The following is a 24874-nucleotide window of genomic DNA, read 5'->3' as shown; positions in this document are numbered from 1 at the left end:
CTTTGGAAGGACCCCTGGTCGCCAGCGTACAGCTGGGATCAGGGGTCCTTTTCTCTTTATGCTTGCGGTACCGAAGACAGGAGTCACCGATGTCCACCAACTCTCCCGACGACCGACCGGAGCGCGACCAGCGGCGACGGGACAGTGGTGAACGGGGCGGCGCCCGGCGCGGCGGCCCCCGACGCAACGATGACCGTGCTCGCGGATTCCGCAGGGACGGCGACCGTGACCGTGGTGAGCGCGGTGGTTCCCGGCGCGACGACCGGAACGGTGGCCGGCCGGAGCGCGGCGGATTCCGCGGCCGCGACGACCAGCGCGGTGACCGCGGTGACCGGGGCGGTTTCCGCCGGGACGACTACCGGGGCGGTGAGCGCGGCGGATACCGGGGCCGCGACGACTACCGGGGCCGTGACGACCGACGTGACGAGCGCCGCGATCGGGATGACCGGCGCGACGACCGCCGGGACCGTGGTGAGCGAGGTGACCGGGGCGGTTTCCGCCGGGACGACTACCGGGGCGGCGACCGTGACCGTGGTGAGCGAGGTGACCGGGGCGGTTTCCGCCGGGACGACTACCGGGGCGGCGACCGTGACCGTGGTGAGCGGGGTGGTTTCCGGCGCGACGACCGGCGTGAGGGCTCCGGGCGCGGCTTCGGCGAGCGCGGCGACCGTGCCGACCGCGGCGGTTTCCGCGGCCGGGACGACGACCGTGGCGGGTTCCGTGGACGCGAGGGCAACCGGGAGCGCGGTGGCTTCCGCGGACGGGACGACCGCGGGCGCGGGCCGCGCCGCGACGACCGGGGCGGGCGTCCCGGCGGCTACCGCGGCCGGGACGAGCGGCCGGGCGGCGGGCGCTTCCGCGAGGAGCGTGACCGGGACCGCGAGCCCATCAAGCGGCTGCCGATCCCCGAGGACGTCACCGGTGACGAGATCGACAAGGACGTGCGGCAGGAGCTGCAGAGCCTGCCCAAGACGCTCGCCGAGGACGTCGCCAAGAATCTGGTGATGGTGGCCCGGCTCATCGACGAGGACCCCGAGCGCGCCTACGGCTACTCCAGGGTGGCCCTGCGCCTTGCCTCGCGGGTCGCCGCCGTACGGGAGGCCGCCGGGTTCGCCGCGTACGCCAACCAGAAGTACGGTGAGGCGCTCGCCGAGTTCCGCGCCGCGCGGCGGATGACCGGGACCGTGGAGCTGTGGCCGCTGATGGCCGACTGCGAGCGCGGGCTCGGCCGGCCGGAGAAGGCGCTGGACATGGCCGGTGCGCCCGAGGTGCAGAAGCTGGACAAGGCCGGTCAGGTCGAGATGAGGCTGGTCGCGGCCGGTGCCCGGCGGGACATGGGGCAGCTGGACGCGGCGATCGTCACCCTGCAGAGCTCCGAGCTGGCGTCGAACTCGGTGCAGCCGTGGACCGCGCGGCTGCGGTACGCGTACGCCGACGCGCTGCTCGCCGCCGGGCGTACCGACGAGGCGCGGGAATGGTTCGCGAAGGCCGTGGAGGCCGACCGGGACGGCAGCACCGACGCCTCCGACCGGCTGGCCGAGCTGGACGGTGTGGCGTTCATGGACGCCCTCGACGAGTCGCAGGACGACGAGGCCGAGGACCTTCCGGAGGACCGCGACGGCGGTACCGGCAAGGACTGAGGTCCTGACGGCGGGATGAAGTGAGACGAGGATGAAGGGGCGGGTCCGGTGCCGGGCCCGCCCCTTCGCCGTCCCGGAGGCCCCGAGGGGCCCTGGAGGCCCGGAGACAGACTGCTCCCGGGCCGGCTCAGAGGTCCAGGGCGCGCAGGACGAGCCCCGACGCCGGTTTGGGGCCGAAGGACGTGGACTTGCGGGGCATGGTGACGCCTTGGCGGGCCAGGTCGCGGACGACCTCCTCGCGTACCGGGTGCATCAGGACCGCCGTGCCGCCGTCGCGCTCCGCCTTCTCCACCGTGGCGGCCGTGTCGTGGATGTAGGCGATGTGCTCGGGGGAGTCGTCGGGGACGCGCCAGACGTGCTCGAGGAGCGTGGCGTGCAGGACGGTGGCGTCCAGGGTGCGCCAGGCCTCCGGGCGGTCGGCCGGGACCGTGCGGGCCAGCAGGTCCGGGTCCGGGCGTTCGACGAGATGGAAGGTGCCGTCGCCTGCCAGGAGGAAGGCGTTGCCCTCCTGTGCCGCCGCGGCCAGCACCGCCAGGGCGTCCGGCAGCGCGGCGTCCACCCGGCGGATCCGGAACAGGCCGTGCAGGGCGGCCAGCGCGTCCGCCACGGGCAGCCGGTGCAGCAGGCGGTGGATGGCGCGGACCCGCAGCGGGTAACGGGCGGTGTCGACGAGCAGAACCAGGCCGTGGTCCCAGGGGCCGGGAGAGCCGTGCTCCTTGCGCAGGAGGCGGTAGGTGGCCCAGCGGTGGTGGCCGTCGGCGATGAGGGCCTGGTGGCCGGCGAGCTCCTTGGCGATGGCGTCCACGTCGGCCGGGTCGGTGAGGGACCACAGGCGGTGGTGGACGCCGTCCTCGGTGGTGGTGGCGAGCAGCGGCGGCCGGCCGGCCGCCTGCTCGATCCGGGCGGCCGTCAGGGGTGCCGAGTCGTCGCCGCGGTAGGTGAGCAGCAGGGGTTCGAGGTTGGCGGAGGTGGCGCGCATCAGGGCCGCGCGGTCGGCGACGATGTGCGGCATCACGTCCTCGTGCGGCAGGACCAGCTGCTCCTCGGGGTCCGTGACGCGCAGCGTGCCGATGATGCCGCGCTGCAGCATGCCCTCGTCGTCGCTCTGCTCGTAGACGTACAGACCGGGCTCGGGGTCGGGGGTGAGGACGCCCTCGGCGCGCCAGCGGCGCAGGGTGGCGGCGGCCTGGGCGTTACGGGCCTCGGGGGTGTCCGCCTCCGGCAGGATCAGCCGGACGATGTTGTACGGGTCGGCGGACTGGAGGTGGTGCAGACCGTCGGGGCGGACGACGACGTCGTACGGCGGTGACGTCACGGCGGACAGGCTGCCGACCCGGTCCGGGTCGTAGCGAAGGCCGCGGAACGGGGTGAGTTCCAGACCTCGGTGCGCCTGTGCTTCCGAGTGACCTGCAGTGTTCATCCCGGCATCGTACGGGTGCACGGGCTGTCAGTGGGATGGGGGATGATCGTGGTGAAGCGGACGGACGAGGAGCGAGGCGGATGAGTGTGAGCGGCGTCAGGACGAGGCCCGAGGCCAGTGGGCGTGCCCTGAGCGAGGCGTACGACACGGCGCTGCTCGATCTGGACGGGGTGGTGTACGCGGGGGGCAGCGCGATCGCGCACGCCGTCGAGTCGCTCGCGGTCGCCCGTGAGCAGGGCATGCGTCTGGCGTACGTGACGAACAACGCGCTGCGGACGCCGGCCACGGTGGCGGCGCATCTGACGGAGCTGGGGATACCGACGGGCGCCGAGGACGTGATCACCTCGGCGCAGGCGGTGGCCCGGCTGATCAGCGAGCAGGTGCCCCCGGGCTCCCGGGTGCTGGTGATCGGCGGCGAGGGGCTGCGGGTGGCGCTGCGCGAGCGCGGTCTTGTGCCGGTGGAGTCGGCCGACGACGACCCGGCGGCGGTCGTGCAGGGGTACGGCGGGCCCGAGCTGACCTGGGGGCGGTTCGCGGAGGCGAGCTACGCGGTGGCGCGCGGGGTGCCGTGGTTCGCGTCCAACACGGATCTGACCATCCCCAGCGGCCGGGGCATCGCGCCGGGCAACGGGGCGGCGGTGGAGGTGGTGCGGATCGCCACCGGTGCCGAGCCGCAGGTGGCGGGCAAACCGCTCCCGCCGATGCACAGGGAGACCATTCTGCGGACGGGTGCGAAGCGGCCGCTGGTGGTGGGGGACCGGCTGGACACGGACATCGAAGGGGCGTTCAACGGCGGTGTGGACTCGCTGCTGGTGCTGACCGGGGTGACGGACGGTGCCCGGCTGCTCGCCGCGCCGCCGCAGCACCGGCCGACGTATGTCGACGCCGATCTGCGCGGGCTGCTCACCGGGCAGCCGGACGTCGTCGAGGAGGGTGACGGCTTCCGGTGCGGCGGCTGGACGGCGACGGCGGCCGCCGGGTCGCTGGAGCTGGCGGGGGAGGGCGCCGCCATGGACGGGCTGCGGGCGCTGTGCGCGGCGGCGTGGACGGCCGCCGGTGACGGGGTGTGCACGCTGGACGCGGACAAGGCGCTGGCCCGGCTGGGACTGTGAGGCGCACACCAGCCCCCCGGGGCCCGGCGTGACCGGCGTCTCGGCGGCCGGATCGGCAGGGTAGGCTAACCTAACTGCGTGTTGGTCGAGAGTCCCGTTGAACAGCGCGCGGAGACAGCCTCCGTGCTTCCCAGACGGCGAGCGGTACGTGCCTTCGGGCTGCTGCTCTCCGTCGTGCTGCTGGTGTGCGTCGCCGGGGCGAGTATCGCGATCGGGGCGAAGGACCTCACCCTGGGGCAGGTCTGGCACGGGCTGTTCGAGGACTCGGGCACCTACGGCGACACCGTCGTGGCCGACCGGGTGTCACGAACCCTGCTGGGGCTGCTCGTCGGCGCCGCGCTGGGGCTCGCGGGGGCGGTGCTCCAGGCCCTGACCCGCAATCCGCTGGCCGACCCCGGGCTGCTCGGCATCAACGCGGGCGCCTCCGCGGCCGTGGTCACCGCGATCACCTTCTTCGGCGTCACGTCGCTGTCGGGCTATGTGTGGTTCGCGTTCTGCGGTGCCGCGGCGATCGGCGCGCTGGTGTGGTTCCTCGGCGGGAGCCGGGCGGCGACTCCGGTGCGGCTGGCGCTCGCCGGTACGGCCATCAGCGCCGCGCTCTACGGCTACCTCCAGGCGATCATGATCCTGGACGACGCGGCGCTCGGGAAGATGCGCTTCTGGACGGTGGGTTCGCTCGCCGCGGGCGACACCTCGACCATCGTGCAGGTGCTTCCGTTCCTGCTGGCCGGCTCCGCGCTGGCCCTGCTGCTGGCCCGGCCGCTGAACGCCATGGCCATGGGCGACGACACCGCCAGGGCGCTCGGCGCCAACCTCAACCGCACCCGGGCGCTGTCGATGCTGACCGCCACCGTGCTGTGCGGGGCCGCCACCGCCGCCTGCGGGCCCATCGTCTTCGTCGGTCTGATGGTGCCGCACGTGGTGCGCTCCTTCACCGGGCCCGACCAGCGCTGGATCCTGCCGTATGCGGCGGTCCTGTCGCCGGTGCTGCTGCTCGGGGCCGATGTCATCGGCCGGGTCGTGGCCCGGCCCGCGGAGCTCCAGGTCGGCATCGTCACCGCGATCATCGGCGGCCCGGTCTTCATTCTTCTCGTACGACGGCGGAGGACGGCCCAGCTGTGAAGAGCAACCGCGCGATACGCACCCCCGGCGGGCTCTCCGTCCGGCTGGACGTGCGCGCCCTGACGGCCGTGGTCCTGCTGGTGCTCGCCGCGCTCACCGCGAGCGTGCTGCTGATCGGCACCGGTGACTTCCCGATCTCGGCCGGCGAGGTGCTGCGGACCCTGGCCGGGCAGGGCGACGCGGGGCAGGAGTTCATCGTCAACGAGCTGCGGCTGCCCCGGGTGCTGGTGGGGCTGCTGGTCGGCGCCTCGCTGGGGCTCGGCGGTGCGCTGTTCCAGGCCATCTCCCGCAATCCGCTGGGCAGCCCGGACGTCCTCGGTCTCAGCCAGGGCGCCACCGCCGGTGCGCTCACCATGATCGTGCTGTTCTCGGCGAGCAGCGAGCAGATCACCCTCGGCGCCCTCACCGGCGGACTGGTCACCGGTGCCGCCATCTACCTGCTCGCCTGGAAGCGGGGCGTGCACGGATACCGGCTCGTGCTGGTCGGCATCGGCGTCTCCGCGGTCGTCACCGCGGTCAACGGCTATCTGCTCACCAAGTCCGACATCATCGACGCCGCCCAGGCGGTGGTGTGGATGACCGGATCCCTCGACGGCCGGGACTGGAACCAGGTGTGGCCGCTGCTCGGCCTGTGCGCCGTGCTGGTGCCGCTGGTGCTCGCCAACTCCCGTGGTCTGCGGATGATGGAGATGGGCGACGACGTCTCCTACGCGCTCGGGGTGCGGGTCGAGCGGGTGCGGATGCTGCTGATGGTGTCGGCGGTGCTGCTCACCGCGTCCGCGACGGCCGCCGCGGGGCCGGTCGGCTTCGTGGCGCTGACCGCGCCGCAGCTGGCCCGGCGGCTGACCCGCTCGCCCGGTCCCAACCTGCTGGCCTCCCTGTGCATGGGCGCCACCCTGCTGGTCACCGCCGACTTCGTCTCGCAGCGCGTGTTCGGCGCCGGACAGCTGCCCGTGGGCGTGGTCACCGGGGTGCTCGGCGGTGCCTATCTGCTGTGGCTGCTGGTCGCCGAGCGCAGGGCGGGCCGGATATGAGCGCCCGCACGCCCGCCCCCAGCGGACCGAACGGACCGAAGAACCCGAGGAGCACCGTGAACCGCCTGTCCGCCGAGAACGTCACCCTCGCCTACGACCAGCGGGTCATCGCCGAGCAGCTGTCGGTGGAGATACCGGACAACTCCTTCACCGTCATCGTCGGTCCCAACGCCTGCGGCAAGTCGACGCTGCTGCGCGCGCTGTCGCGGATGCTCAAGCCCAGCCACGGGCGGGTGCTGCTCGACGGGCAGCTCATCCAGTCCATGCCGGCCAAGAAGGTCGCCCGCACCCTCGGCCTGCTGCCCCAGTCGTCCATCGCGCCCGACGGGATCACCGTCGCCGACCTGGTGGCCCGCGGCCGCTACCCGCACCAGGGCATCCTGCGCCAGTGGTCCTCCGAGGACGAGCGGGTGGTGCAGGAGTCCATGGCGCAGACCGGGGTCGCCGAGCTGGCCGACCGCTATGTCGACGAACTCTCCGGCGGCCAGCGGCAGCGGGTGTGGATCGCCATGGCCCTCGCCCAGCAGACGCCGCTGCTGCTGCTGGACGAGCCGACCACCTACCTCGACATCCAGCACCAGATCGACGTCCTCGACCTGTGTGCGGAACTCCACGAGGAGCAGGGCCGCACCCTGGTCGCGGTGCTGCACGACCTCAACCACGCCGCCCGCTACGCCACCCATCTGATCGCGCTGCGCGAGGGCAGGGTCGTCGCGGAGGGCGCCCCGAAGGACATCGTCACCGCCGGGCTGGTGGAGCAGGTCTTCGGGCTGCGGTGCCAGGTCATCGACGACCCGGAGACCGGCACCCCGCTGATCGTGCCGGCCGCCCGCAAGGCGCGAGCGGCTGCCGCGGCCTCCTGACGGGGCGGGCGCGCGCCCGCCGCCGGGCGGAGCAGCTTTCCCGGACGCGGGCGAGAGCAGCTTTCCCAAACGCGGGTCAGAGCAGCTTCCTCAGGCGCAGCAGATCCCGCAGCCCCGCCTCCAGCCGCACCCGGCCCGACGCCCAGGCGCGGGCGAAGTGCAGCTCGCCGCCGACCAGCGCGACCAGGTCGTCGCCGGTCATCGCCAGCCGGATCTGCGCCCGCTCGCGCGGCGGTCCCGCGTAGGTGTCGTGCACCTCGACGCGGCCGCCGGTGAGCCGGCCGGCGAAGGTCACCTCCAGATCGGTGAGGTGGCAGCTGACCGAGCGGTCCATCGCCGCGGCGGCGCGCACCTCGCCCCCGGCGCGCCGCATGCTGTCCGAAAGCTTGTCGAGTGCGGCACGGCACTCCTCGATCGTGGCCATCGCGCACGACGGTACCCCAGGGGTTCGGGGTAGCGTCGGGGCATGAACGACGCACGTCCCGACAGCCCGGTGGCGCCCGCGAGCCCGGTGGCGCCCGGCGGCCCGGCATCGCCCCGGGAACACGAGGGCCGCGAGAAGTACGAGGGCCGCGAGGAGCACCAGGGCCACGAGGAGCACGCGGAGCCCGCGGCGGAGTCCCCGTACGACCCGGCGGCGGAGACCACCTACGAGCCCGCCGGTCCCGCGCCCCTCGGCGTGCCCCGCACCCCCACCGGCAACGCCGAGGTGGACGCCCATCTGCAGCGGCTGGCCGACGCCGACCATCTCACCACGGACGGTCACCTCGAGGTGTACGAGGATGTGCACCGGGGGCTGCGTGACGCGCTCACCGCCCTCGACACCCGCCCGGGACCGGTGCCGCCCCCCGCGCACCCGGCCGGCGCCCCGCACCCGGGGCCCGCGGGCCGCCCGGCCGATTTGACGAACCACCGACAGGGGAGCTGAACCGAACGTGGCAGGAGTCGCACGCCGCCGTCTCGACGCGGAGCTGGTCCGCCGGAAGCTCGCGCGCTCGCGCGAGCACGCCAGCCAGCTGATCGCCGCCGGGCGGGTCACCGTCGGCAAGACCGTCGCGACCAAGCCCGCCACCCAGGTCGAGACCGCCGCCGCGATCGTCGTCGCCCAGGACGAGAACGACCCGGACTACGTCTCCCGCGGCGGCCACAAGCTCGCCGGCGCCCTCGAGGTGTTCCTGCCGCAGGGCCTGGTCGTCAAGGGGCGGCGCGCCCTGGACGCCGGGGCCTCCACCGGCGGCTTCACCGACGTACTGCTGCGTGCGGGCGCCGCACACGTGGTCGCCGTGGACGTCGGATACGGACAACTTGCATGGTCTCTGCGGAGCGATGAACGCGTCACCGTCAAGGACCGTACGAACGTAAGGGAGTTGACGCTCGATGCGATCGATGGGGAGCCTGTGGACCTTGTCGTGGGGGATCTGTCCTTCATCCCGCTCGGGCTGGTGCTGCCCGCCCTGAAGCGGTGCGTGAAGCCGGACGCCGACCTGGTGATGATGGTCAAGCCGCAGTTCGAGGTGGGCAAGGAGCGCCTCGGCAGCGGGGGCGTGGTGCGCAGCCCGCAGCTGCGGGCCGAGGCCGTGAAGGGTGTGGCCGGGAAGGCGTGGGAACTGGGGCTCGGCGTGAAGGGAGTCACCGCGAGCCCGCTGCCCGGACCTTCCGGCAATGTCGAATACTTCTTGTGGCTGCGGGCCGGGGCTCCGGAACTGGACCCGGCCGAAGTCGACCGTGCTGTGGCGGAGGGGCCGCGTTGACACAGAACCGAGCTCGAACTGTATTCCTGCTGGCCCACACCGGGCGGCCCGCGGCCATCCGCAGCGCCGAGCTCGTGGTCAAGGGGCTGTTGCGCTCCGGGCTCGGGGTGCGGGTGCTGGAGGCCGAGGCGCAGGATCTGCCGCTGCCGGACGAGGTGGAGACGGTCAAGGAGGCCACCCCGCAGTGCCTCGACGACTGCGAGCTGCTCATCGTCCTCGGCGGTGACGGCACGCTGCTGCGCGGCGCGGAGTTCGCGCGGGCCTCCGGAGTGCCGATGCTCGGCGTCAACCTCGGCCGGGTGGGGTTCCTCGCGGAGGCCGAGCGGGACGACCTCGACAAGGTCGTGGACCGGGTGGTGAACCGGGCCTACGAGGTCGAGGAGCGCATGACCATCGACGTCGTGGTGCACCGCAACGGCGACATCGTGCACACCGACTGGGCGCTGAACGAGGCGGCCGTGCAGAAGGTGTCCGCGGAGCGGATGCTCGAGGTCGTGCTGGAGATCGACGGGCGGCCGGTCACCGGCTTCGGCTGCGACGGCATCGTCTGCGCCACCCCCACCGGCTCCACCGCCTACGCGTTCTCCGCGGGCGGCCCGGTGGTGTGGCCCGAGGTGGAGGCCCTTTTGATGGTGCCCATCTCGGCGCACGCGCTGTTCGCCAAGCCGCTGGTCACCTCGCCCGACTCGGTGCTGGCCGTGGAGGTGCTGCCGCACGTCCCGCCCGGGGTGCTGTGGTGCGACGGGCGGCGCACGGTGGAGCTGCCGGCCGGGGCCCGGGTGGAGGTGCGCAGGGGAGCGGTGCCGGTGCGGCTGGCGCGGCTGCACCACGCCTCGTTCACCGACCGTCTGGTGGCGAAGTTCGCGCTGCCGGTCTCCGGATGGCGCGGAGCCCCGCACTAGCGCATGCACCCGGCCGGTGTCCCGGCCCGGCTGAGCCCTCCGGAATCCGGTGCCCCCGCGGGGCCGGGCCACTCCCCTGGGTGACAAAGGTGGGGCGGTCGCACTTCTCCTGCCGGACCTCGTATGGTCTTTCCCGTGTTGGAGGAGATGCGGATACGGTCGCTCGGAGTGATCGACGACGCTGTGGTCGAGCTGTCGCCCGGCTTCACCGCCGTCACCGGTGAGACGGGCGCGGGCAAGACCATGGTGGTCACCAGCCTCGGCCTGCTCCTCGGCGGGCGCGCGGACGCGGGCCTGGTACGGATCGGGGCGCGCAACGCCGTCGTCGAGGGGCGGATCTCCGTGCCCGAGGACGCCCCCGCGGCGCTCCGGGCCCAGGAGGCCGGGGCCGAGCTCGACGACGGGGCCCTGCTGATCAGCCGTACCGTTTCCGCCGAGGGACGCTCCCGGGCCCATCTGGGCGGGCGCAGCGTGCCGGTGGGGCTGCTGTCCGAGCTCGCCGACGAACTCGTCGCCGTGCACGGGCAGACCGACCAGCAGGGGCTGCTGAAGCTCTCCCGGCAGCGGCAGGCGCTCGACCGGTACGCGGGGGACGCGGTCGCCGTGCCGCTCGCCAAGTACACCGAGGCGTACAAGCGGCTGCGGGCCGTCTCCGCCGAGCTGGAGGAGATCACCACCCGTGCGCGCGAGCGGGCCCAGGAGGCCGACATGCTGCGCTTCGGTCTCGAGGAGATCGCCGCGGTGGAACCGCGGGCCGGTGAGGACGTGGAACTGGCGGAGGAGGCCGAGCGGCTGGGCCACGCCGAGGCGCTGGCGTCGGCCGCGGCGGCCGCACACGCCGCCCTCGCAGGCAACCCGGAGGACCCCGAGGGCGTGGACGCGGGGACGCTCGTGGCGGGCGCCCAGCGGGCCCTGGAGGCCGTCCGGGCGCACGACCCGGCGCTGGCCGCGCTCACCGACCGGATCGGCGAGATCGGCATTCTGCTGCGCGACGTGGCCGGGGAGCTGGCCGGATACGCCGACGACCTGGACGCCGACCCGCTGCGGCTGGCCGCGGTCGAGGAGCGGCGCGCCGCGCTCACCGGGCTGACCCGCAAGTACGGCGAGGACATCGCCGCCGTGCTGGCCTGGGCCGAGAAGAGCGCCGCACGGCTGACCGAGCTGGACGGCGACGACGAGCGGATCGAGGAGCTGACGGCCGAACGGGACGCGCTGCGTGCCGAACTCGGCGGTCTGGCGCAGACACTGTCGCAGGCGCGGGCCGAGGCGGCCGAGCGGTTCGCGGCGGCCGTGACCGAGGAGCTGGCCTCGCTCGCCATGCCGCACGCCCGCGTGTCGTTCGACATCCGGCAGACCGAGGACCCGGACGGCGTCGAGGTGAACGGACGCACCGTGGCCTACGGCCCGTCGGGCGTGGACGAGGTCGAGCTGCTGCTCGCCCCGCACCCGGGAGCCCCGGCCCGTCCGATCGCCAAGGGCGCCTCCGGAGGTGAGCTGTCCCGCGTGATGCTCGCCGTGGAGGTCGTCTTCGCCGGCACCGATCCGGTGCCCACGTACCTCTTCGACGAGGTGGACGCCGGCGTCGGCGGCAAGGCCGCCGTGGAGATCGGACGTCGCCTGGCGCGTCTGGCGAAGACCGCCCAGGTCATCGTGGTCACGCATCTGCCCCAGGTGGCCGCGTTCGCCGACCGGCAGCTGCTGGTCGAGAAGACCGACGACGGATCGGTCACCCGCTCCGGGGTGAAGGTCCTCGACGGCGAGGACCGCATCCGCGAGCTGTCCCGCATGCTGGCCGGCCAGGAAGACTCCGAGACCGCCCGCGCCCACGCCGAGGAACTCCTGGCAACGGCCCGCGCAGACCTCTGACACCGGGCCGCGGGGCGGCTGCGGAGCGGGAGCTTCCGTCACTCGTGTGGGTGAAGGGGACGGTCGGCCCGCGCCCGCGGGACCTTTGTCGTTCCCGGAACACCCGTACGTGCTGGCATCCTTGACGGGTACCCGGAGGGCATCGCGCGGTACATCCCCTCCGCACGAACCTTCTGTACGTTCTTTCGTGACCGCCCGACCCGAATCAGGAGCACGGCCACGTGACCCCCGTCAGCAGCCCCTCGCCGCACGGCCAGTCGCCGCTGCGCACCGTGCAGGTGCTGGGCGGGGGCAACGCCACCAGCAGCGCCCATGTGCGGTCGCTGGCCGCGGGGCTGGTCGCACGGGGCGTGCGCGTCACGGTGTGCGCCCCCGTCGAGGCGGATCACACCTACGGATTCACGGACGTGGGTGCCGAGCTGGTGCCCGTGCCGCGCAGCAGCGACCCCGGCTCGGTGGCCGCGCTGCGGGCGGCCTGCACGCACGCCGACCTGGTGCACGCGCACGGCCTGCACGCCTCCTTCCGCACCGTGCTCGCGCTGAGCGGCCGGCGCACCCCGCTGGTCGTCACCTGGCACGACCGGGCGCACGCCGAGGGGGCGCGCGCCCAGTTCCTGCGCCTGCTGGAGCGACGGGTCGTCAAAGCGGCCACGGTGGTGCTCGGCACCACCTCCGTGCTGGTCGACCGGGCCCGCCGCACCGGGGCGCGGGACGCCCGGCTCGCCGCCGTCGCCCTGCCCGGGCCGCGGCCCGCGCCCGTGACGGACGATCCCGACCGGACACGGTCCAAGGTGCGCGCCGAACTCGGCGCCATCGGACGCCCGTTGCTCGTCGCCGTGGGCTCCCTCGAACCGCACCGCGGCTACGGCACCCTGCTGGACGCGGCGCACGCCTGGCGCGGGTCGGACCCGGTGCCGCTGGTGGTGATCGCGGGGGAGGGGCCGCAACGGGCCGCCCTGCAGCGGCGGATCGAGCAGGAGGAGCTGCCGGTCCGGCTCATCGGCCGGTGCGAGGACGCCACCGGCCTGATCGCGGCCGCCGACCTCGCCCTGCTCACCAGCCGCTGGGAGGCGCGCTCCGTGCTCGCCCAGGAGGCCCTCCACGCCCGGGTGCCGCTGGTCGCCACCCGGGTCGGCGGCATCCCCGAACTCGTCGGCGACGCCGCCGAACTCGTCCCCTACGGCCATGCGCGCGCTCTCGCCGACGCCGTCACCCGGCTGCTGAAGGACCCCGGGCGGCGGGCGGAGCTCGCCGAGAAGGGCGCCCGGCAGGCGGCCACCTGGCCGACCGAGGACGAGACGGTCGCCCAGGTGCTCAGCATCTACGACGAGCTGACCCAGACCCGCCCCCTCGTGTGAGCGACGGCGGCCGCGGAGCGGGCCGCCGGGATCAGGACACGTGCCGGCGGGCCCGCAGCGCCAGGCTCAGCACCAGGGCCGTCTGCGGGTCGTCGAGGTCGCTGCCGAGCAACTCCCCGATGCGGGCGAGGCGGTTGTAGAGGGTCTGGCGGTTCAGATGCAGCTCCCGCGCCGTCTCCGCCTTGCGGCCGGTGTGCGCCAGATACGTCTCCAGCGTCGGCAGCAGCGGCGGGCGCGAGCGGCGGTCGTGCTCGAGCAGCGGTCCGAGGGCGCGTTCCACGAACGCCGCCAGGTCCGGATGGTCACGCAGCCGCCACATCAGCAGGTCGATGTCCAGGCGCCGCGCGTCGTACCAGGGCCGCTCCGGCAGGCCCTGCGCCGCCGTCGCCGTCTCGGCCGCGTGCCGCAGCCCCGTCGAGGCCGCCGCCCAGCCGCCGGGCATGCCGACCACCACGACCGGCGGCGGCGCGCCGGGGCGCAGTATCCCGGCCCGCTCCACGCCGGCCCGCAGCGCCACCGCCGCCCGGTCCGCGATCGCCGTACGGTCCGCCTCCGAGCGCAGCCCCAGCAGCAGCGGCACCCGGCCCTCCACCGGCCGCACGCCCAGCAGCAGCGGCACGCCCAGCGAGGCCAGTTCCTCGGAGACCGCGCGGGCCAGCACCGCCCAGCCGCCGCCGTGCGGGGACAGCGCGTCGCCGAGCCGCATCACCACCGGCAGCAGCGGGCTGTCGCCGGGCTTGAAACCCAGCACCCGCGCCTGGGCCGGCGCGTCCTGCGCGCTGATCCGGCCCTCGGCCAGGTCGGTGAGGAAGTCGCCGCGGCCGCGCGCCGCCAGCTCCTCCTCCTGGCGGGCCTGCATCAGCACCACGGCCAGGATGTCGGCCGCCCGTTCGGCCGCCATCCGGTGCACCGGCAGCAGCCGGCCCCGTACCGGCAGCAGCACCAGCCGCGCCCGCGGCCCGCTGCCCGGGCCGCCGCCGGGCACGTCGATCAGCGCCGAACCGGTCGGCGGGTCGTCCTGGTGCCTGTCCCTGAGCCCCTCCCACACCTGCAGCGGATCGGCCCCCTCCAGGCCCTCCCCGGCGGCGTAGAGGAGCTGGCCGTCGGTCGTCTCCAGGAACACCGGGTTGCCGCTGAACCCGGCCAGGATCTCCAGCACCTGCGGCACCCCGCCCCCGCCCAGCAGCGCCTCGGTGCAGCGGCGGTGGACCTCCTCGGCGCGCTGCAGCAGCGCGTAGTGGCCGTTGATGATCTCGGTGTGGATCTCCTCGGTGACCGTCACGAACGGCACCTCGCGGTGCAGCTGCACCAGCGGCAGCCCGGCCGCCCTGGCGGTGTCGACCAGGGCGGCGGGCAGGCGGGTGAAGCGGGTGCCCAGCTCCACCACCAGCGCGGCGATGTCCCGTTCGGCCAGGGTGCGCACGAACGCCCGCTGGTCGGCCGGGCGGTTGCCCATGCCGTAGCCGGTGGTCAGCAGCAGCTCGCCGCCCTTGAGCAGGGACGCGATGTTGGGCACCTCGCCCGCGTGCACCCAGCGCACCGTGCGGTCCAGCCGGTCGGCGCCCGCCACGACCTCCGGCAGCCCGCTGCGCAGTCCGGGCAGCTCCAGCGCCTGCTTGACGGTGATCCCGGTGCCCTGGCTGTCGTATCCGCTGTTCGTGCCGCTGTCCATGACCCGGACGCTACCCGCGCCGGCGACCCCCGGGCACCTCTCCGGTCCCGTCGTCGGGTGCCGGGCTCACGCGGGCCGGATGTTGTGGTTGAAGCGGAACACGTTGTCCGGGTCCCAGGTGCGTTTCAGCCCGGCCAGCCGCCGGGCGTTCTCCCGGCCGAGACCGGCCGCCACCCGGTCGGCGCCCTCGTCGCCGATGAAGTTGAGGTAGACCGCCCCGGTGCTCCACGGTCGCACATCGGTGCGGCACTCGCGCACCCAGTCGATGCACCGTTCGTCGTCGTCCGGGCTCTCCCAGATGGCGAACGGGTGCATGCCCCAGGGCGCGTCCCGGTAGGGCACCGGGTACTCGGCGGGCCCGGAGGCGATCGCGCCGCCCTGCGGGAACAGCGCGTGCTGGGTGCCGGTGCCCAGCGGCAGCCGCTCGGCGCGGGAGCTGAACACGTCGATCAGCTCCTCGGGCAGCCCGGTCAGGTACTCCGCCGTCCAGTAGTTCCGCATCCCCCACGGGTCGTCGATCATGCACTGCACGTCGGCGTACGGCATGGCGCCGACGATCTCCGCCTCGTGCGGCAGCGCGAGCAGCGGCTCGGCGATCTTGCGCATGTCCGCCTCGGCGCCCGCGTACGTCAGCAGCGCCGCGCACAGCAGGCTGCCGACCAGATGCGGCGGGATGAACTCCTCGGGCGGGGCGGGGAAGTAGAGCACGGCGCCGCTCGCCTCGTCGGGGCCTGTCTCGATCACGTCGCGGAAGGTGCGGGTGACCTCCCGGCCGTGCTCCGGCAGGTACAGCAGCAGGGCGATGGCGAAGTCCGGCAGCTCGTGCAGCCTCAGGGTGATCGCGGTGGCGATGCCGAAGTTGCCGCCGCCGCCGTGCAGGCCCCAGAACAGCTCGGGGTTCTCGTCGGCGTTCGCGTGCACCTTGCGGCCGTCGGCGGTGACCAGCTCGACGCCGAGCAGGTTGTCCACGGCGAGACCGAAGCACCGGTCGAGCCAGCCGCTGCCGCCGCCGAGCACGAAGCCGCCGACGCCGGTGGTGGACGCCCGGCCGCCGGTCGTCGCCAGGCGGTACGGCTCGGTGGCCCGGTCCAGATGGCTCATCGTGGCCCCGCCGCCGACCCGCACCGCCTCGGCCGCCGGGTCGACGGTGACCCGGTGCATCCGGCGCAGGTCGACCACGAGCCCGCCGTCGTTCATGGCCTGCCCCGCCACGCTGTGCCCCCCGCCGCGAACCGCGACGGGCAGGTTCTGCTCCCTGGCGAACCGGACGGCCCGCACCACGTCGTCCTCGTCGGCGCACTGGGTGATCACCGCGGGCCGCCGATCGATCATCGCATTGAACACGGTCCGGGCGTCGTCGTAGCCCGGGTCACCGGGAGTGAGCACATCACCGGTGAGATCCTCGCGCAGCGCGGACACCGCCGCGCCGGCCGTCGCTCGGGTGGCCATGGCCGCCCCCTTTCGGGCAAGGGGCACAATCCCCAGGCGGTTGTCTGTTCTCAGACTAAGCGGGTGCGGCCACGGCTTCCTGCGGAGCCCGGCGGCGTGCGCCGGGCCGGCGTCTCAGCCTCCGTACGCCCCCGACGCGGTGAGTCGCAGCGCGGTGTCGATGAGCGGCACGTGGCTGAACGCCTGCGGGAAGTTGCCCACCTGGCGCTGCAGCCGCGGGTCCCACTCCTCAGCGAGCAGACCGAGGTCGTTGCGCAGGGCGAGCAGCTTCTCGAAGAGCTTGCGGGCCTCGTCCACCCGGCCGATCATCGCCAGATCGTCGGCCATCCAGAACGAGCAGGCGAGGAACGCCCCCTCGTCGCCCGGCAGGCCGTCCACGCCCTGGTCCCGGCCCTCGGTGGGGTAGCGCAGGATGAACCCGTCCGGCGTGGACAGCTCCCGCTGGATGGCCTCCACGGTGCCGATCACCCGCTTGTCGTCCGGCGGCAGGAAGCCCACCTGCGGGATCAGCAGCAGCGAGGCGTCCAGCTCCTTGGAGCCGTAGGACTGGGTGAAGGTGTTGCGCTCCCTGTCGTAGCCCTTCTCGCAGACGTCCCGGTGGATGTCGTCGCGCAGTTCCTTCCAGTGCTCCAGCGGGCCGTCCGCGTCACCGGACTCGATCAGCTTGATGGTGCGGTCGACCGCCACCCAGGCCATCACCTTGGAGTGCACGAAGTGGCGGCGCGGGCCGCGCACCTCCCAGATGCCCTCGTCCGGCTCCTGCCAGTGCTTCTCCAGGTAGCGGATCAGCTTCAGCTGCAGCAGCGAGGCGTAGTCGTTGCGTGCCAGGCCGGTCATGTGCGCCAGGTGCAGCGCCTCGGTGACCTCGCCGTACACGTCCAGCTGGAGCTGGGAGGCGGCCCCGTTGCCCACCCGGACCGGGCTGGAGTTCTCGTAGCCGGGCAGCCAGTCCAGCTCCGCCTCGCCGAGCTCGCGCTCACCGGCGATGCCGTACATGATCTGCAGGTTCTCCGGGTCGCCGGCGACCGCGCGCAGCAGCCACTCGCGCCAGGCGCGGGCCTCCTCGCGGTAGCCGGTGCGCAGCAGCGAGGACAGGGTGATCGCCGCGTCCCGCAGCCAGGTGTAGCGGTAGTCCCAGTTGCGCACGCCGCCGATGTCCTCCGGCAGAGAGGTGGTGGGCGCGGCGACGATGCCGCCGGTCGGGGCGTACGTCAGCGCCTTCAGCGTGATCAGCGAGCGCACCACGGCCTCGCGGTAGGGGCCGTGGTAGGTGCAGTGCTCCACCCACTCACGCCAGAAGTCCTCGGTGGCCTCCAGCGACTGCTCGGGCTCCGGCAGCGGCGGCGGCTCCTTGTGCGAGGGCTGCCAGGAGACGGTGAAGGTGATGCGGTCGCCCGGCGAGACGGTGAAGTCCGAGTAGGTGGTCAGCGACTTGCCGTAGGTCTCGGCCTCGGTGTCGAACCACACCGAGTCCGGGCCCGCCACGGCGACCGTGCGCCCCTCGTGCTTGTGCACCCACGGCACGATCCGGCCGTAGGAGAACCGCATCCGCAGCGCGGAGCGCATCGGGACCCGGCCGGAGATGCCCTCCACGATCCGGATGAGCTGCGGCGCGCCGTCACGCGGCGGCATGAAATCCGTCACGCGGACCGTGCCGCGCGGGGTGTCCCACTCGGACTCCAGGATGAGCGAGTCGCCGCGGTAGCTGCGCCGGGCCGCGGCGGGCGGCTGCTGGTCGGAGGCGTGGGCGGGGCCGAGGCGCCAGAAGCCGTGCTCCTCGTTGCCCAGCAGGCCGGCGAAGATGGCGTGCGAGTCGAAGCGGGGCAGGCACAGCCAGTCCACCGTGCCGTCCCGGCAGACCAGTGCGGCGGTCTGCATGTCTCCGATGAGTGCGTAGTCTTCGATACGCCCGGCCACGTGCAACTCCAGTCGAACGGCCACGTCACCCCGCAGGGGGGTTGTCGCTAGTGCGGTCAAGGGGTTTTTCGGATACCTCGTTGAACGGTCAAACACAGCAGTCACTCAGCCGCGGGGGCAAAGCACTAATTGTCGCTCAACGAACTGACGAGCTCTCGTTGTTCCGGTGTGACGGGCGGGGGTGGTGCCGTTCGGCCGGCCGGGCTCGGCAGCGAGTGTCCGAGCAGGATACGACGCACGTAGATGATCTGTGTGCCCCTCCGGACAATGCGAGTCCGCCGAACGAGTGAGCAAGGAGTGAGGGAGCCGTGTGCGGTCGCCCGTCCGTACCGGCCCGTGCGCGGAGCGTGGCCGGGAGCCACCGCCCCGAGGCGCTGATACGCTGGTAGCCCGTGGACCGGTGGGCGATAGGACCCCGGAACCGCACCCACAGACCGCGACCACGGGAGCCCCCTCTTGGCCATGCCGCCCAAATCCACGACGACCAAGCACATCTTCGTCACCGGGGGTGTCGCCTCCTCGCTCGGCAAGGGACTGACCGCCTCCAGCCTCGGCATGCTGCTCAAGGCGCGGGGTCTGCGGGTCGTGATGCAGAAGCTCGACCCGTACCTGAACGTCGACCCGGGCACCATGAACCCCTTCCAGCACGGTGAGGTGTTCGTCACCAACGACGGCGCCGAGACCGATCTGGACATCGGCCACTACGAGCGGTTCCTCGACCGCGACCTGGACGGGTCGGCGAACGTCACCACCGGCCAGGTGTACTCCACCGTGATCGCCAAGGAGCGGCGCGGCGAGTACCTCGGCGACACCGTGCAGGTCATCCCGCACATCACCAACGAGATCAAGCACCGCATCCGCCGCATGGCGACGGACGAGGTCGACGTCGTGATCACCGAGGTCGGGGGCACCGTGGGCGACATCGAGTCGCTGCCGTTCCTGGAGACGGTGCGCCAGGTCCGGCACGAGGTGGGCCGTGACAACGTCTTCGTCGTCCATATCTCGCTCCTGCCGTACATCGGCCCCTCGGGTGAGCTGAAGACGAAGCCCACCCAGCATTCGGTTGCGGCGCTGCGCAACATCGGTATCCAGCCCGACGCGATCGTGCTGCGCTGCGACCGCGAGGTGCCCACCGCCATCAAGCGGAAGATCTCGCTGATGTGCGACGTCGACGAGGCCGCCGTGGTCGCCTGCCCCGACGCCCGCTCGATCTACGACATCCCCAAGACGGTGCACGGCGAGGGCCTGGACGCCTACGTGGTGCGCAAGCTGGACCTGCCGTTCCGGGACGTCGACTGGACCACCTGGGACGACCTGCTCGACCGGGTCCACAACCCCGAGCACGAAGTCACCCTGGCCCTGGTCGGCAAGTACATCGACCTGCCCGACGCCTACCTCTCGGTCACCGAGGCGCTGCGCGCGGGGGGCTTCGCCAACCGGGCCCGGGTGAAGATCAAGTGGGTCACCTCCGACGACTGCAAGACCCCGGCCGGCGCCCAGGCGCAGCTCGGTGACGTCGACGGCATCTGCATCCCGGGCGGCTTCGGCGACCGCGGTGTGCTCGGCAAGGTCGGCGCGATCAAGTACGCCCGCGAGAACAAGATCCCGCTGCTGGGCCTGTGCCTCGGCCTGCAGTGCATCGTGATCGAGGCCGCACGGAACCTGGCGGACATCCCCGACGCCAACTCCACCGAGTTCGACCCGGCCACCGCCCATCCGGTGATCTCCACCATGGCCGAGCAGCTCGACATCGTCGCCGGCGAGGGCGACATGGGCGGCACCATGCGGCTCGGCATGTACCCGGCGAAGCTGGCCGAGGGCTCGATCGTGCGAGAGGTCTACGACGGCAAGGAGTACGTGGAGGAGCGCCACCGGCACCGCTACGAGGTGAACAACGCCTACCGCGCGGAGCTGGAGAAGAAGGCCGGCATCGTCTTCTCCGGCACCTCCCCGGACGGCAAGCTCGTCGAGTACGTCGAGTACCCGCGCGACGTGCACCCCTACCTGGTCGCCACGCAGGCGCACCCGGAGCTGCGCTCGCGCCCGACGCGCCCGCACCCGCTCTTCGCGGGTCTGGTGAAGGCCGCGGTCGAGCGGAAGATCTCGAAGTAACACACCAGTTGTACGGTGGCCGGGGCGCGAACCTTCAAAGAGCGAGCGCCCCGGTCCCGCTTTTCCGGGTTCTCCGGTTTCCGTAGATGCCTCCGGGTTCTCCGGGGTTCTCCCGGTCTCCCGGGCTCACCGATTCACGGGCCCCGCCCGACGACTGACACGCAGGGAAGGCGACGAACTGGCATGACGATCAAGGACACGCCGGAGGAGTGGGAGATCCGGGCGACGGACACCCCGTTCGTGGGCAACAAGACCTCCGTGCGCACCGACGACGTGGTCATGCCGGACGGGACCGTGGTGCACCGCGACTACCAGGTGCACCCGGGCTCGGTGGCCGTGCTCGCCCTGGACGACCAGGACCGCGTGGTGGTGCTGCGGCAGTACCGGCACCCGGTGCGGCAGAAGCTGTGGGAGATCCCGGCGGGGCTGCTGGACGTGCCCGGCGAGAACCCGCTGCACGCGGCGCAGCGGGAGCTGTACGAGGAGGCGCACGTCAAGGCCGAGGACTGGCGGGTGCTGACCGACGTCTACACCACGCCGGGCGGCTGCGACGAGGCGGTGCGCATCTTCCTCGCCCGCGGGCTGTCCGAGGCCGAGGGGGAGCGGTTCCAGGTCGAGGACGAGGAGGCCGACATGGAGCTGGCCCGGGTGCCGGTGGACGAGCTGGTGCGGGGCGTACTGGCCGGGGACCTGCACAACAACTGCCTGGTGGTCGGCGTGCTGTCGCTGGTCGCCGCGCGCACCGGGGACGGCCTGGACGCGCTGCGCCCGGCGCTGGCGCCGTGGCCTGCCCGGCCTTTCGAGGCGTAGCCGGGTGCGCGCTGCGCAACTCGTGTGACCATCCGCTGATCCGATCGGGGGACCCGGCCGCCGTGGTCCCACCGGGGCGTCGTGCGAGGTGAACTACGCTCTCGCTGACGGCTCACGGTGGGACGGGAGTGTGGCCCGTGACGGATCAGGTGGTGGACACGGAAGCCCGGTTCCTGGGCCGTACACGGGAGTTGAAGGAGCTGCGCGCGGACATCGAGCGCGCGGGTCTCGACACCCTCTCGGGACGCAAGGCGCCCCGCGCGCGGGTGCTGCTGATCGCCGGCCGCCCCGGATCCGGCCGGACCACTCTGGCCGGGGAACTCGTCCGCCAGGTCGCCGAGCGCTACCCCGACGGGGTCCTCGGCGTCCGGCTGAGCGAGCCCGACGGCACCCCCGTCCCCGTCGCCCGTGCCGCCCGGCAGATGCTGGACGAGCTGGGCGTGTCCGCGCCCGCGGGCGCCGCCGAGGACGAGCTGAGCGAGGCGCTCAGAGCCGCGCTCGGCGGGCGCCGTGCGGTGCTGCTGCTGGACGACGCCGCCGACGCCGAGCAGGTGGACGCGCTGCTGCCGGACAGCCCCGACTGCCTGGCCGTCGCCGTCTCCGAGGGGCCGCTGACCGGGATCAGCGACGTGCGGCCCTGCATCCTGGGCGGGCTGGACACCAAGTCCGCCGTCGAACTGCTGAGCCAGGCGGCCGGCTCGGTGCGCATCACCGTGGACCCCCGCTCGGCCGAGGCGCTGGCCGAGCAGTGCCAGGGCCAGCCGGCCGCGCTCGTGCTGGCCGGCGGCTGGCTCGCCGCCCGGCCCAAGGCCGCCGTCGCCGACCTCGCCAAGCAGCTGCACGCCGACCCCGACGAGGGCCCGCCCCTCGCCCGCGTGTTCCGGCTGGTGCACGCGGGCCTGCCCGCCTCCGCCGCCCGCACCCTGCGCCTGCTCAGCCTGGCCCCGGCCGGATACGCCGATCCGCACACCGCCTCCGCCCTCGCCGGCTGTTCGCTGGACAGCGCCCGCGCCACGCTCGACGACTTCGCCGCCCTCGGCCTGCTCCGCCGGGTCCCGTCCGAGCTGCCCCAGTACCAGGTGCCGGGCTGCCTGCACCCCCTGCTGCGCGCCCTCGCCGACACCCATGAGCGCCCCGGCGAGCTGCAGCTGGCCCGCGCCCGCATGCTCGAGCGGACCGTCCGGCTGCTGCAGTCGTGCCGGGCCGTGACCGAGACCGACAGTGCTCGGGCGCGCGAGAAGCTCGAGGGCCTGCCGCGCCCGCTGCGCTTCCCGCACCCGAGGGCCGCCGCCGACTGGCTGCGCGCCTTCCGCCCCGCCCTGCTCGCCTCCGCCCGGCTCGCGGTGGCCGACGGGGAGCTGGACACCCTGGCCCGCCGCCTGCTGTCGCAGCTGGTGCGGGCCCTGGTCGCCCACTTCGGCACCCAGGCCGCCGCGAGCGACCTGTACGGGCTGCACTCCCTGGTCCTGGACGTGGCGGACCGCCGCAGGCTGCCCAGGGAGCGTGCGGCGGCGCTGCTGAACCTCGGCGACCTGGACGCCCGCACAGGTCGCACCACCGACGCGCTGGCGCGCTACCGGGCCGCGCTGGACGCCGCACGGCGGGCGGACGACCCGTACGCGACCGGCCGGGCGATGGAATCCGTGGGCGGCGCCCATCTGGAACTGGGCGACTACGACCGGGCCGCCGACTGGTTCGGCCGGGCCCTGACCGAGCGGCTCGCCCGGGACGAGCGCGCGGACGCCGCCCGCCTCTACGGCCGGATCGCCGCTGCCCACACCTATGCGGGGCGCTACGGCGAGGCGCAGCGCAACTGGCGCGCCGCCGTGGCCGGCTACCGCAAGTGCGGCGATGTCGCCGCCCGGGCGCGGGCGTTGAGCGAGCTGGCGCGGGTGCAGGAGTACGCGGGCCGGTTCGAGGAGTCGCTGCGCACCTGCCGGGAGGCCGTGGAGTGGGCGCGCCGGGCCGGGGACGCCCGGCTGCAGGCGGCGCTGCACCTCAGGCTCGCCGACACCTACGGCCGCCTGGGCGATCCGGCCTCCGCCGCGCTGCACCGGGGCACGGCCGAGCGGATGCTGGAGGAGGAGGCCGCGGATGCCGGGGAAGGCGGCGCGGACGGCGCAGAGCCGACACAGGCCGACACAGTGAGCTAACGCCTGCGAAATCCGTAGCGCATCCGCAGAAGATTGGTGCAATGAAAGGCTAGACAGCGGGAACGCCTTCATTAGACTGGCTCTGCCGCACGTTCTCCTGCGGTCTCTCCCGGTGTGCCCTCGCATGCCCGGGTATGTGTAGTAATACCCCTTACCCTCCGATCCAAGGACCGTGATCGACGTGAAGGTCGGCATCCCCCGCGAGGTCAAGAACAACGAGTTCCGGGTGGCCATCACCCCCGCCGGTGTGCACGAGCTGGTGCGCAACGGCCACCAGGTCGTCATCGAGCGTGGCGCCGGCGTCGGCTCGTCCATCCCGGACGCCGAGTACATCGCCGCGGGCGGGCAGATCCTGGACACCGCCGACGAGGTGTGGGAGGCCGCCGACCTGCTGCTGAAGGTCAAGGAGCCCATCGCGGAGGAGTACCACCGCCTCCGCAAGGACCAGACCCTCTTCACCTACCTGCACCTGGCCGCGTCCAAGGAGTGCACGGACGCCCTGCTGGAGTCCGGCACCACCGCCATCGCCTACGAGACGGTCGAGCTGCCCAACCGCTCGCTGCCGCTGCTCGCCCCCATGTCCGAGGTCGCGGGCCGGCTCTCCGCCCAGGTCGGCGCCTACCACCTGATGCGCGCCCACGGCGGCCGCGGTGTGCTGCCCGGCGGCGTCCCCGGCGTGCTGGCCGGCCGCGCCGTGGTCATCGGCGGCGGCGTCTCCGGCTGGAACGCCGCGCAGATCGCCATCGGCCTCGGCTTCCACGTGACCCTGCTGGACAAGGACATCAACAAGCTCAAGGAGGCCGACCGGATCTTCGGCTCGAAGATCCAGACCGTGGTCTCCAACGCCTTCGAGCTGGAGAAGGCCTGTCTGGAGGCCGACCTGGTGATCGGCGCCGTGCTGGTGCCCGGCGCCAAGGCCCCGAAGCTGGTCAGCAACGACCTGGTCTCCCGGATGAAGCCCGGAAGTGTCCTTGTCGACATCGCGATCGACCAGGGCGGCTGCTTCGAGGACTCCCGCCCCACCACGCACGCCGAGCCGACCTTCAAGGTGCACGAGTCGGTCTTCTACTGCGTGGCCAACATGCCCGGCGCGGTGCCCAACACCTCGACCTACGCGCTGACCAACGCGACGCTGCCGTACATCGTCGAACTCGCCAACCGCGGCTGGGTGGAGGCGCTGCGCCGCGACCCGGCGCTCGCCAAGGGCCTCAACACCCATGACGGCAAGGTGGTTTACAAGGAGGTCGCCGAGGCGCACGGCCTGGAGCACGTGGAGTTCTCCTCGCTGCTCGGCTGAGCCGGCTCCGGCGGTCCCCGGACGCCAAGTCGACCAAGTCATCATCAGGCAAAGGCGATACGTCAACTTCGGTCGTCAACGCCGTACATCCGGCCGGACCTTGTGCGTCAAGGTCCGGCCGGATGTGTGTAGGGTCACCTCGCGATTCCGGGACAACTCGCCTCGAACGTAACCGTTCTACCGATTCGCACAACGGCAAAACCTGCCGTGCGACGGCTGTACGCCCTTGACAGCGGGATGTTTCATTGCCGACACATCGGGCCGGGTCCGGCGGATTGTGTTGCTGCGGACCCACGACACGCCATAGAGTCGCCAACCGTCGGCATGGTGCCACGCTGACCTGTCTAGAAGTTTCCTGGTCACCAAGGAGGTAAGACGACTTGTGAATGAGTCGAC

Annotated in this window: 19 protein-coding genes; 14 read left to right on the top strand and 5 right to left on the bottom strand. The window is 73.0% G+C overall.

Annotated features, from left to right (window positions below; translation table 11 throughout):
• Positions 1-896: 896 nt before the first annotated feature.
• Entirely contained in the window at positions 897-1640 is a 744-nt protein-coding gene (locus HCJ93_RS29205; RefSeq protein ID WP_206317773.1) for a tetratricopeptide repeat protein, read from the top strand.
• Positions 1641-1767: 127 nt separating this feature from the next.
• Here HCJ93_RS29205 and HCJ93_RS21570 read toward each other — a convergent pair whose 3' ends face one another.
• Positions 1768-3060 (bottom strand): DUF1015 domain-containing protein, encoded by a 1293-nt coding sequence (locus tag HCJ93_RS21570; protein ID WP_167997420.1) that lies wholly within the window; start codon positions 3058-3060, stop codon positions 1768-1770.
• Positions 3061-3140: 80 nt separating this feature from the next.
• Between HCJ93_RS21570 and HCJ93_RS21565 the strand changes: the two genes are divergently transcribed.
• From HCJ93_RS21565 to HCJ93_RS21550, 4 genes are all read left to right on the top strand, one after another.
• Positions 3141-4172, top strand: a complete 1032-nt coding sequence (locus HCJ93_RS21565) for an HAD-IIA family hydrolase (protein WP_167997419.1) — start codon at positions 3141-3143, stop codon at positions 4170-4172.
• Between the two features lie 78 nt (positions 4173-4250).
• A complete protein-coding gene (locus HCJ93_RS21560) occupies positions 4251-5294 on the top strand; it encodes a FecCD family ABC transporter permease (protein ID WP_167997418.1) in 1044 nt (347 codons plus the stop codon).
• Positions 5291-6328: a FecCD family ABC transporter permease gene (locus tag HCJ93_RS21555; protein ID WP_167997417.1), complete on the top strand. Its 1038-nt coding sequence runs from the start codon at positions 5291-5293 to the stop codon at positions 6326-6328. Before HCJ93_RS21560 ends, HCJ93_RS21555 begins: the two co-directional genes overlap by 4 nt.
• Positions 6325-7191, top strand: a complete 867-nt coding sequence (locus tag HCJ93_RS21550; RefSeq protein WP_167997416.1) for an ABC transporter ATP-binding protein — start codon at positions 6325-6327, stop codon at positions 7189-7191. Before HCJ93_RS21555 ends, HCJ93_RS21550 begins: the two co-directional genes overlap by 4 nt.
• Positions 7192-7267: 76 nt before the next feature.
• Here HCJ93_RS21550 and HCJ93_RS21545 read toward each other — a convergent pair whose 3' ends face one another.
• Positions 7268-7615, bottom strand: a complete 348-nt coding sequence (locus HCJ93_RS21545) for a sterol-binding protein (RefSeq protein WP_167997415.1) — start codon at positions 7613-7615, stop codon at positions 7268-7270.
• Between the two features lie 42 nt (positions 7616-7657).
• Between HCJ93_RS21545 and HCJ93_RS21540 the strand changes: the two genes are divergently transcribed.
• The 5 genes from HCJ93_RS21540 to HCJ93_RS21520 all read left to right on the top strand — a co-directional run bounded on the left by HCJ93_RS21540 (position 7658) and on the right by HCJ93_RS21520 (position 13068).
• Positions 7658-8119 carry a hypothetical protein gene (locus HCJ93_RS21540; RefSeq protein ID WP_167997414.1) on the top strand — a complete coding sequence of 154 codons (462 nt, stop codon included), beginning with the start codon at positions 7658-7660 and terminating at the stop codon, positions 8117-8119.
• Positions 8120-8126: 7 nt separating this feature from the next.
• The gene (locus HCJ93_RS21535) at positions 8127-8942 is read left to right on the top strand and encodes a TlyA family RNA methyltransferase (RefSeq protein WP_167997413.1); all 816 of its coding nucleotides are present in this window, start codon (positions 8127-8129) and stop codon (positions 8940-8942) included.
• Positions 8939-9844, top strand: a complete 906-nt coding sequence (locus tag HCJ93_RS21530) for an NAD kinase (RefSeq protein ID WP_167997412.1) — start codon at positions 8939-8941, stop codon at positions 9842-9844. The genes HCJ93_RS21535 and HCJ93_RS21530 overlap by 4 nt, the downstream gene beginning before the upstream one ends.
• Positions 9845-9967: 123 nt before the next feature.
• Positions 9968-11710 (top strand): DNA repair protein RecN, encoded by a 1743-nt coding sequence (gene recN / locus HCJ93_RS21525; protein WP_167997411.1) that lies wholly within the window; start codon positions 9968-9970, stop codon positions 11708-11710.
• Between the two features lie 221 nt (positions 11711-11931).
• A complete protein-coding gene (locus HCJ93_RS21520; protein ID WP_167997410.1) occupies positions 11932-13068 on the top strand; it encodes a glycosyltransferase family 4 protein in 1137 nt (378 codons plus the stop codon).
• 31 nt (positions 13069-13099) lie between these two features.
• Here HCJ93_RS21520 and HCJ93_RS21515 read toward each other — a convergent pair whose 3' ends face one another.
• The 3 genes from HCJ93_RS21515 to HCJ93_RS21505 form a co-directional block, all read right to left on the bottom strand.
• Complete coding sequence (locus HCJ93_RS21515) at positions 13100-14740, bottom strand: PucR family transcriptional regulator (protein ID WP_167997409.1); 1641 nt, start codon at positions 14738-14740, stop codon at positions 13100-13102.
• Between the two features lie 66 nt (positions 14741-14806).
• On the bottom strand, positions 14807-16189 hold the full coding sequence (locus HCJ93_RS21510) for an FAD-binding oxidoreductase (RefSeq protein ID WP_167997408.1): 1383 nt from the start codon (positions 16187-16189) through the stop codon (positions 14807-14809).
• Between the two features lie 114 nt (positions 16190-16303).
• Positions 16304-18106 (bottom strand): glycoside hydrolase family 15 protein, encoded by a 1803-nt coding sequence (locus HCJ93_RS21505; RefSeq protein ID WP_167997407.1) that lies wholly within the window; start codon positions 18104-18106, stop codon positions 16304-16306.
• 462 nt (positions 18107-18568) lie between these two features.
• Here HCJ93_RS21505 and pyrG point away from each other — a divergent pair, with 462 nt between their 5' ends.
• The 4 genes from pyrG (at position 18569) to ald (ending at position 24478) form a co-directional block, all read left to right on the top strand.
• A complete protein-coding gene (pyrG, locus tag HCJ93_RS21500; RefSeq protein WP_167997406.1) occupies positions 18569-20218 on the top strand; it encodes a CTP synthase in 1650 nt (549 codons plus the stop codon).
• A gap of 183 nt (positions 20219-20401) precedes the next feature.
• Positions 20402-21028 (top strand): NUDIX domain-containing protein, encoded by a 627-nt coding sequence (locus tag HCJ93_RS21495; protein ID WP_167997405.1) that lies wholly within the window; start codon positions 20402-20404, stop codon positions 21026-21028.
• Between the two features lie 137 nt (positions 21029-21165).
• The gene (locus HCJ93_RS21490) at positions 21166-23181 is read left to right on the top strand and encodes a tetratricopeptide repeat protein (protein ID WP_309141470.1); all 2016 of its coding nucleotides are present in this window, start codon (positions 21166-21168) and stop codon (positions 23179-23181) included.
• Between the two features lie 172 nt (positions 23182-23353).
• Positions 23354-24478 (top strand): alanine dehydrogenase, encoded by a 1125-nt coding sequence (gene ald / locus HCJ93_RS21485; RefSeq protein ID WP_309141469.1) that lies wholly within the window; start codon positions 23354-23356, stop codon positions 24476-24478.
• Positions 24479-24874: the final 396 nt, after the last annotated feature.

It is taken from the genome of Streptomyces composti, from assembly GCF_012034205.1.
Classification (GTDB): domain Bacteria; phylum Actinomycetota; class Actinomycetes; order Streptomycetales; family Streptomycetaceae; genus Streptomyces; species Streptomyces composti.
This window is presented reverse-complemented; position numbering and strand designations above follow the sequence as displayed.

Coding starts and splice junctions, on each gene's coding strand:
- HCJ93_RS21570 (WP_167997420.1), bottom strand. CDS start 3,060: ATGAACACTGCAGGTCACTCGGAAGCACAGGCGCACCGAGGTCTGGAA.
- HCJ93_RS21565 (WP_167997419.1), top strand. CDS start 3,141: ATGAGTGTGAGCGGCGTCAGGACGAGGCCCGAGGCCAGTGGGCGTGCC.
- HCJ93_RS21550 (WP_167997416.1), top strand. CDS start 6,325: ATGAGCGCCCGCACGCCCGCCCCCAGCGGACCGAACGGACCGAAGAAC.
- HCJ93_RS21545 (WP_167997415.1), bottom strand. CDS start 7,615: ATGGCCACGATCGAGGAGTGCCGTGCCGCACTCGACAAGCTTTCGGAC.
- HCJ93_RS21540 (WP_167997414.1), top strand. CDS start 7,658: ATGAACGACGCACGTCCCGACAGCCCGGTGGCGCCCGCGAGCCCGGTG.
- recN (WP_167997411.1), top strand. CDS start 9,968: ATGGTCTTTCCCGTGTTGGAGGAGATGCGGATACGGTCGCTCGGAGTG.
- HCJ93_RS21515 (WP_167997409.1), bottom strand. CDS start 14,740: ATGGACAGCGGCACGAACAGCGGATACGACAGCCAGGGCACCGGGATC.
- HCJ93_RS21510 (WP_167997408.1), bottom strand. CDS start 16,189: ATGGCCACCCGAGCGACGGCCGGCGCGGCGGTGTCCGCGCTGCGCGAG.
- pyrG (WP_167997406.1), top strand. CDS start 18,569: ATGCCGCCCAAATCCACGACGACCAAGCACATCTTCGTCACCGGGGGT.
- HCJ93_RS21495 (WP_167997405.1), top strand. CDS start 20,402: ATGACGATCAAGGACACGCCGGAGGAGTGGGAGATCCGGGCGACGGAC.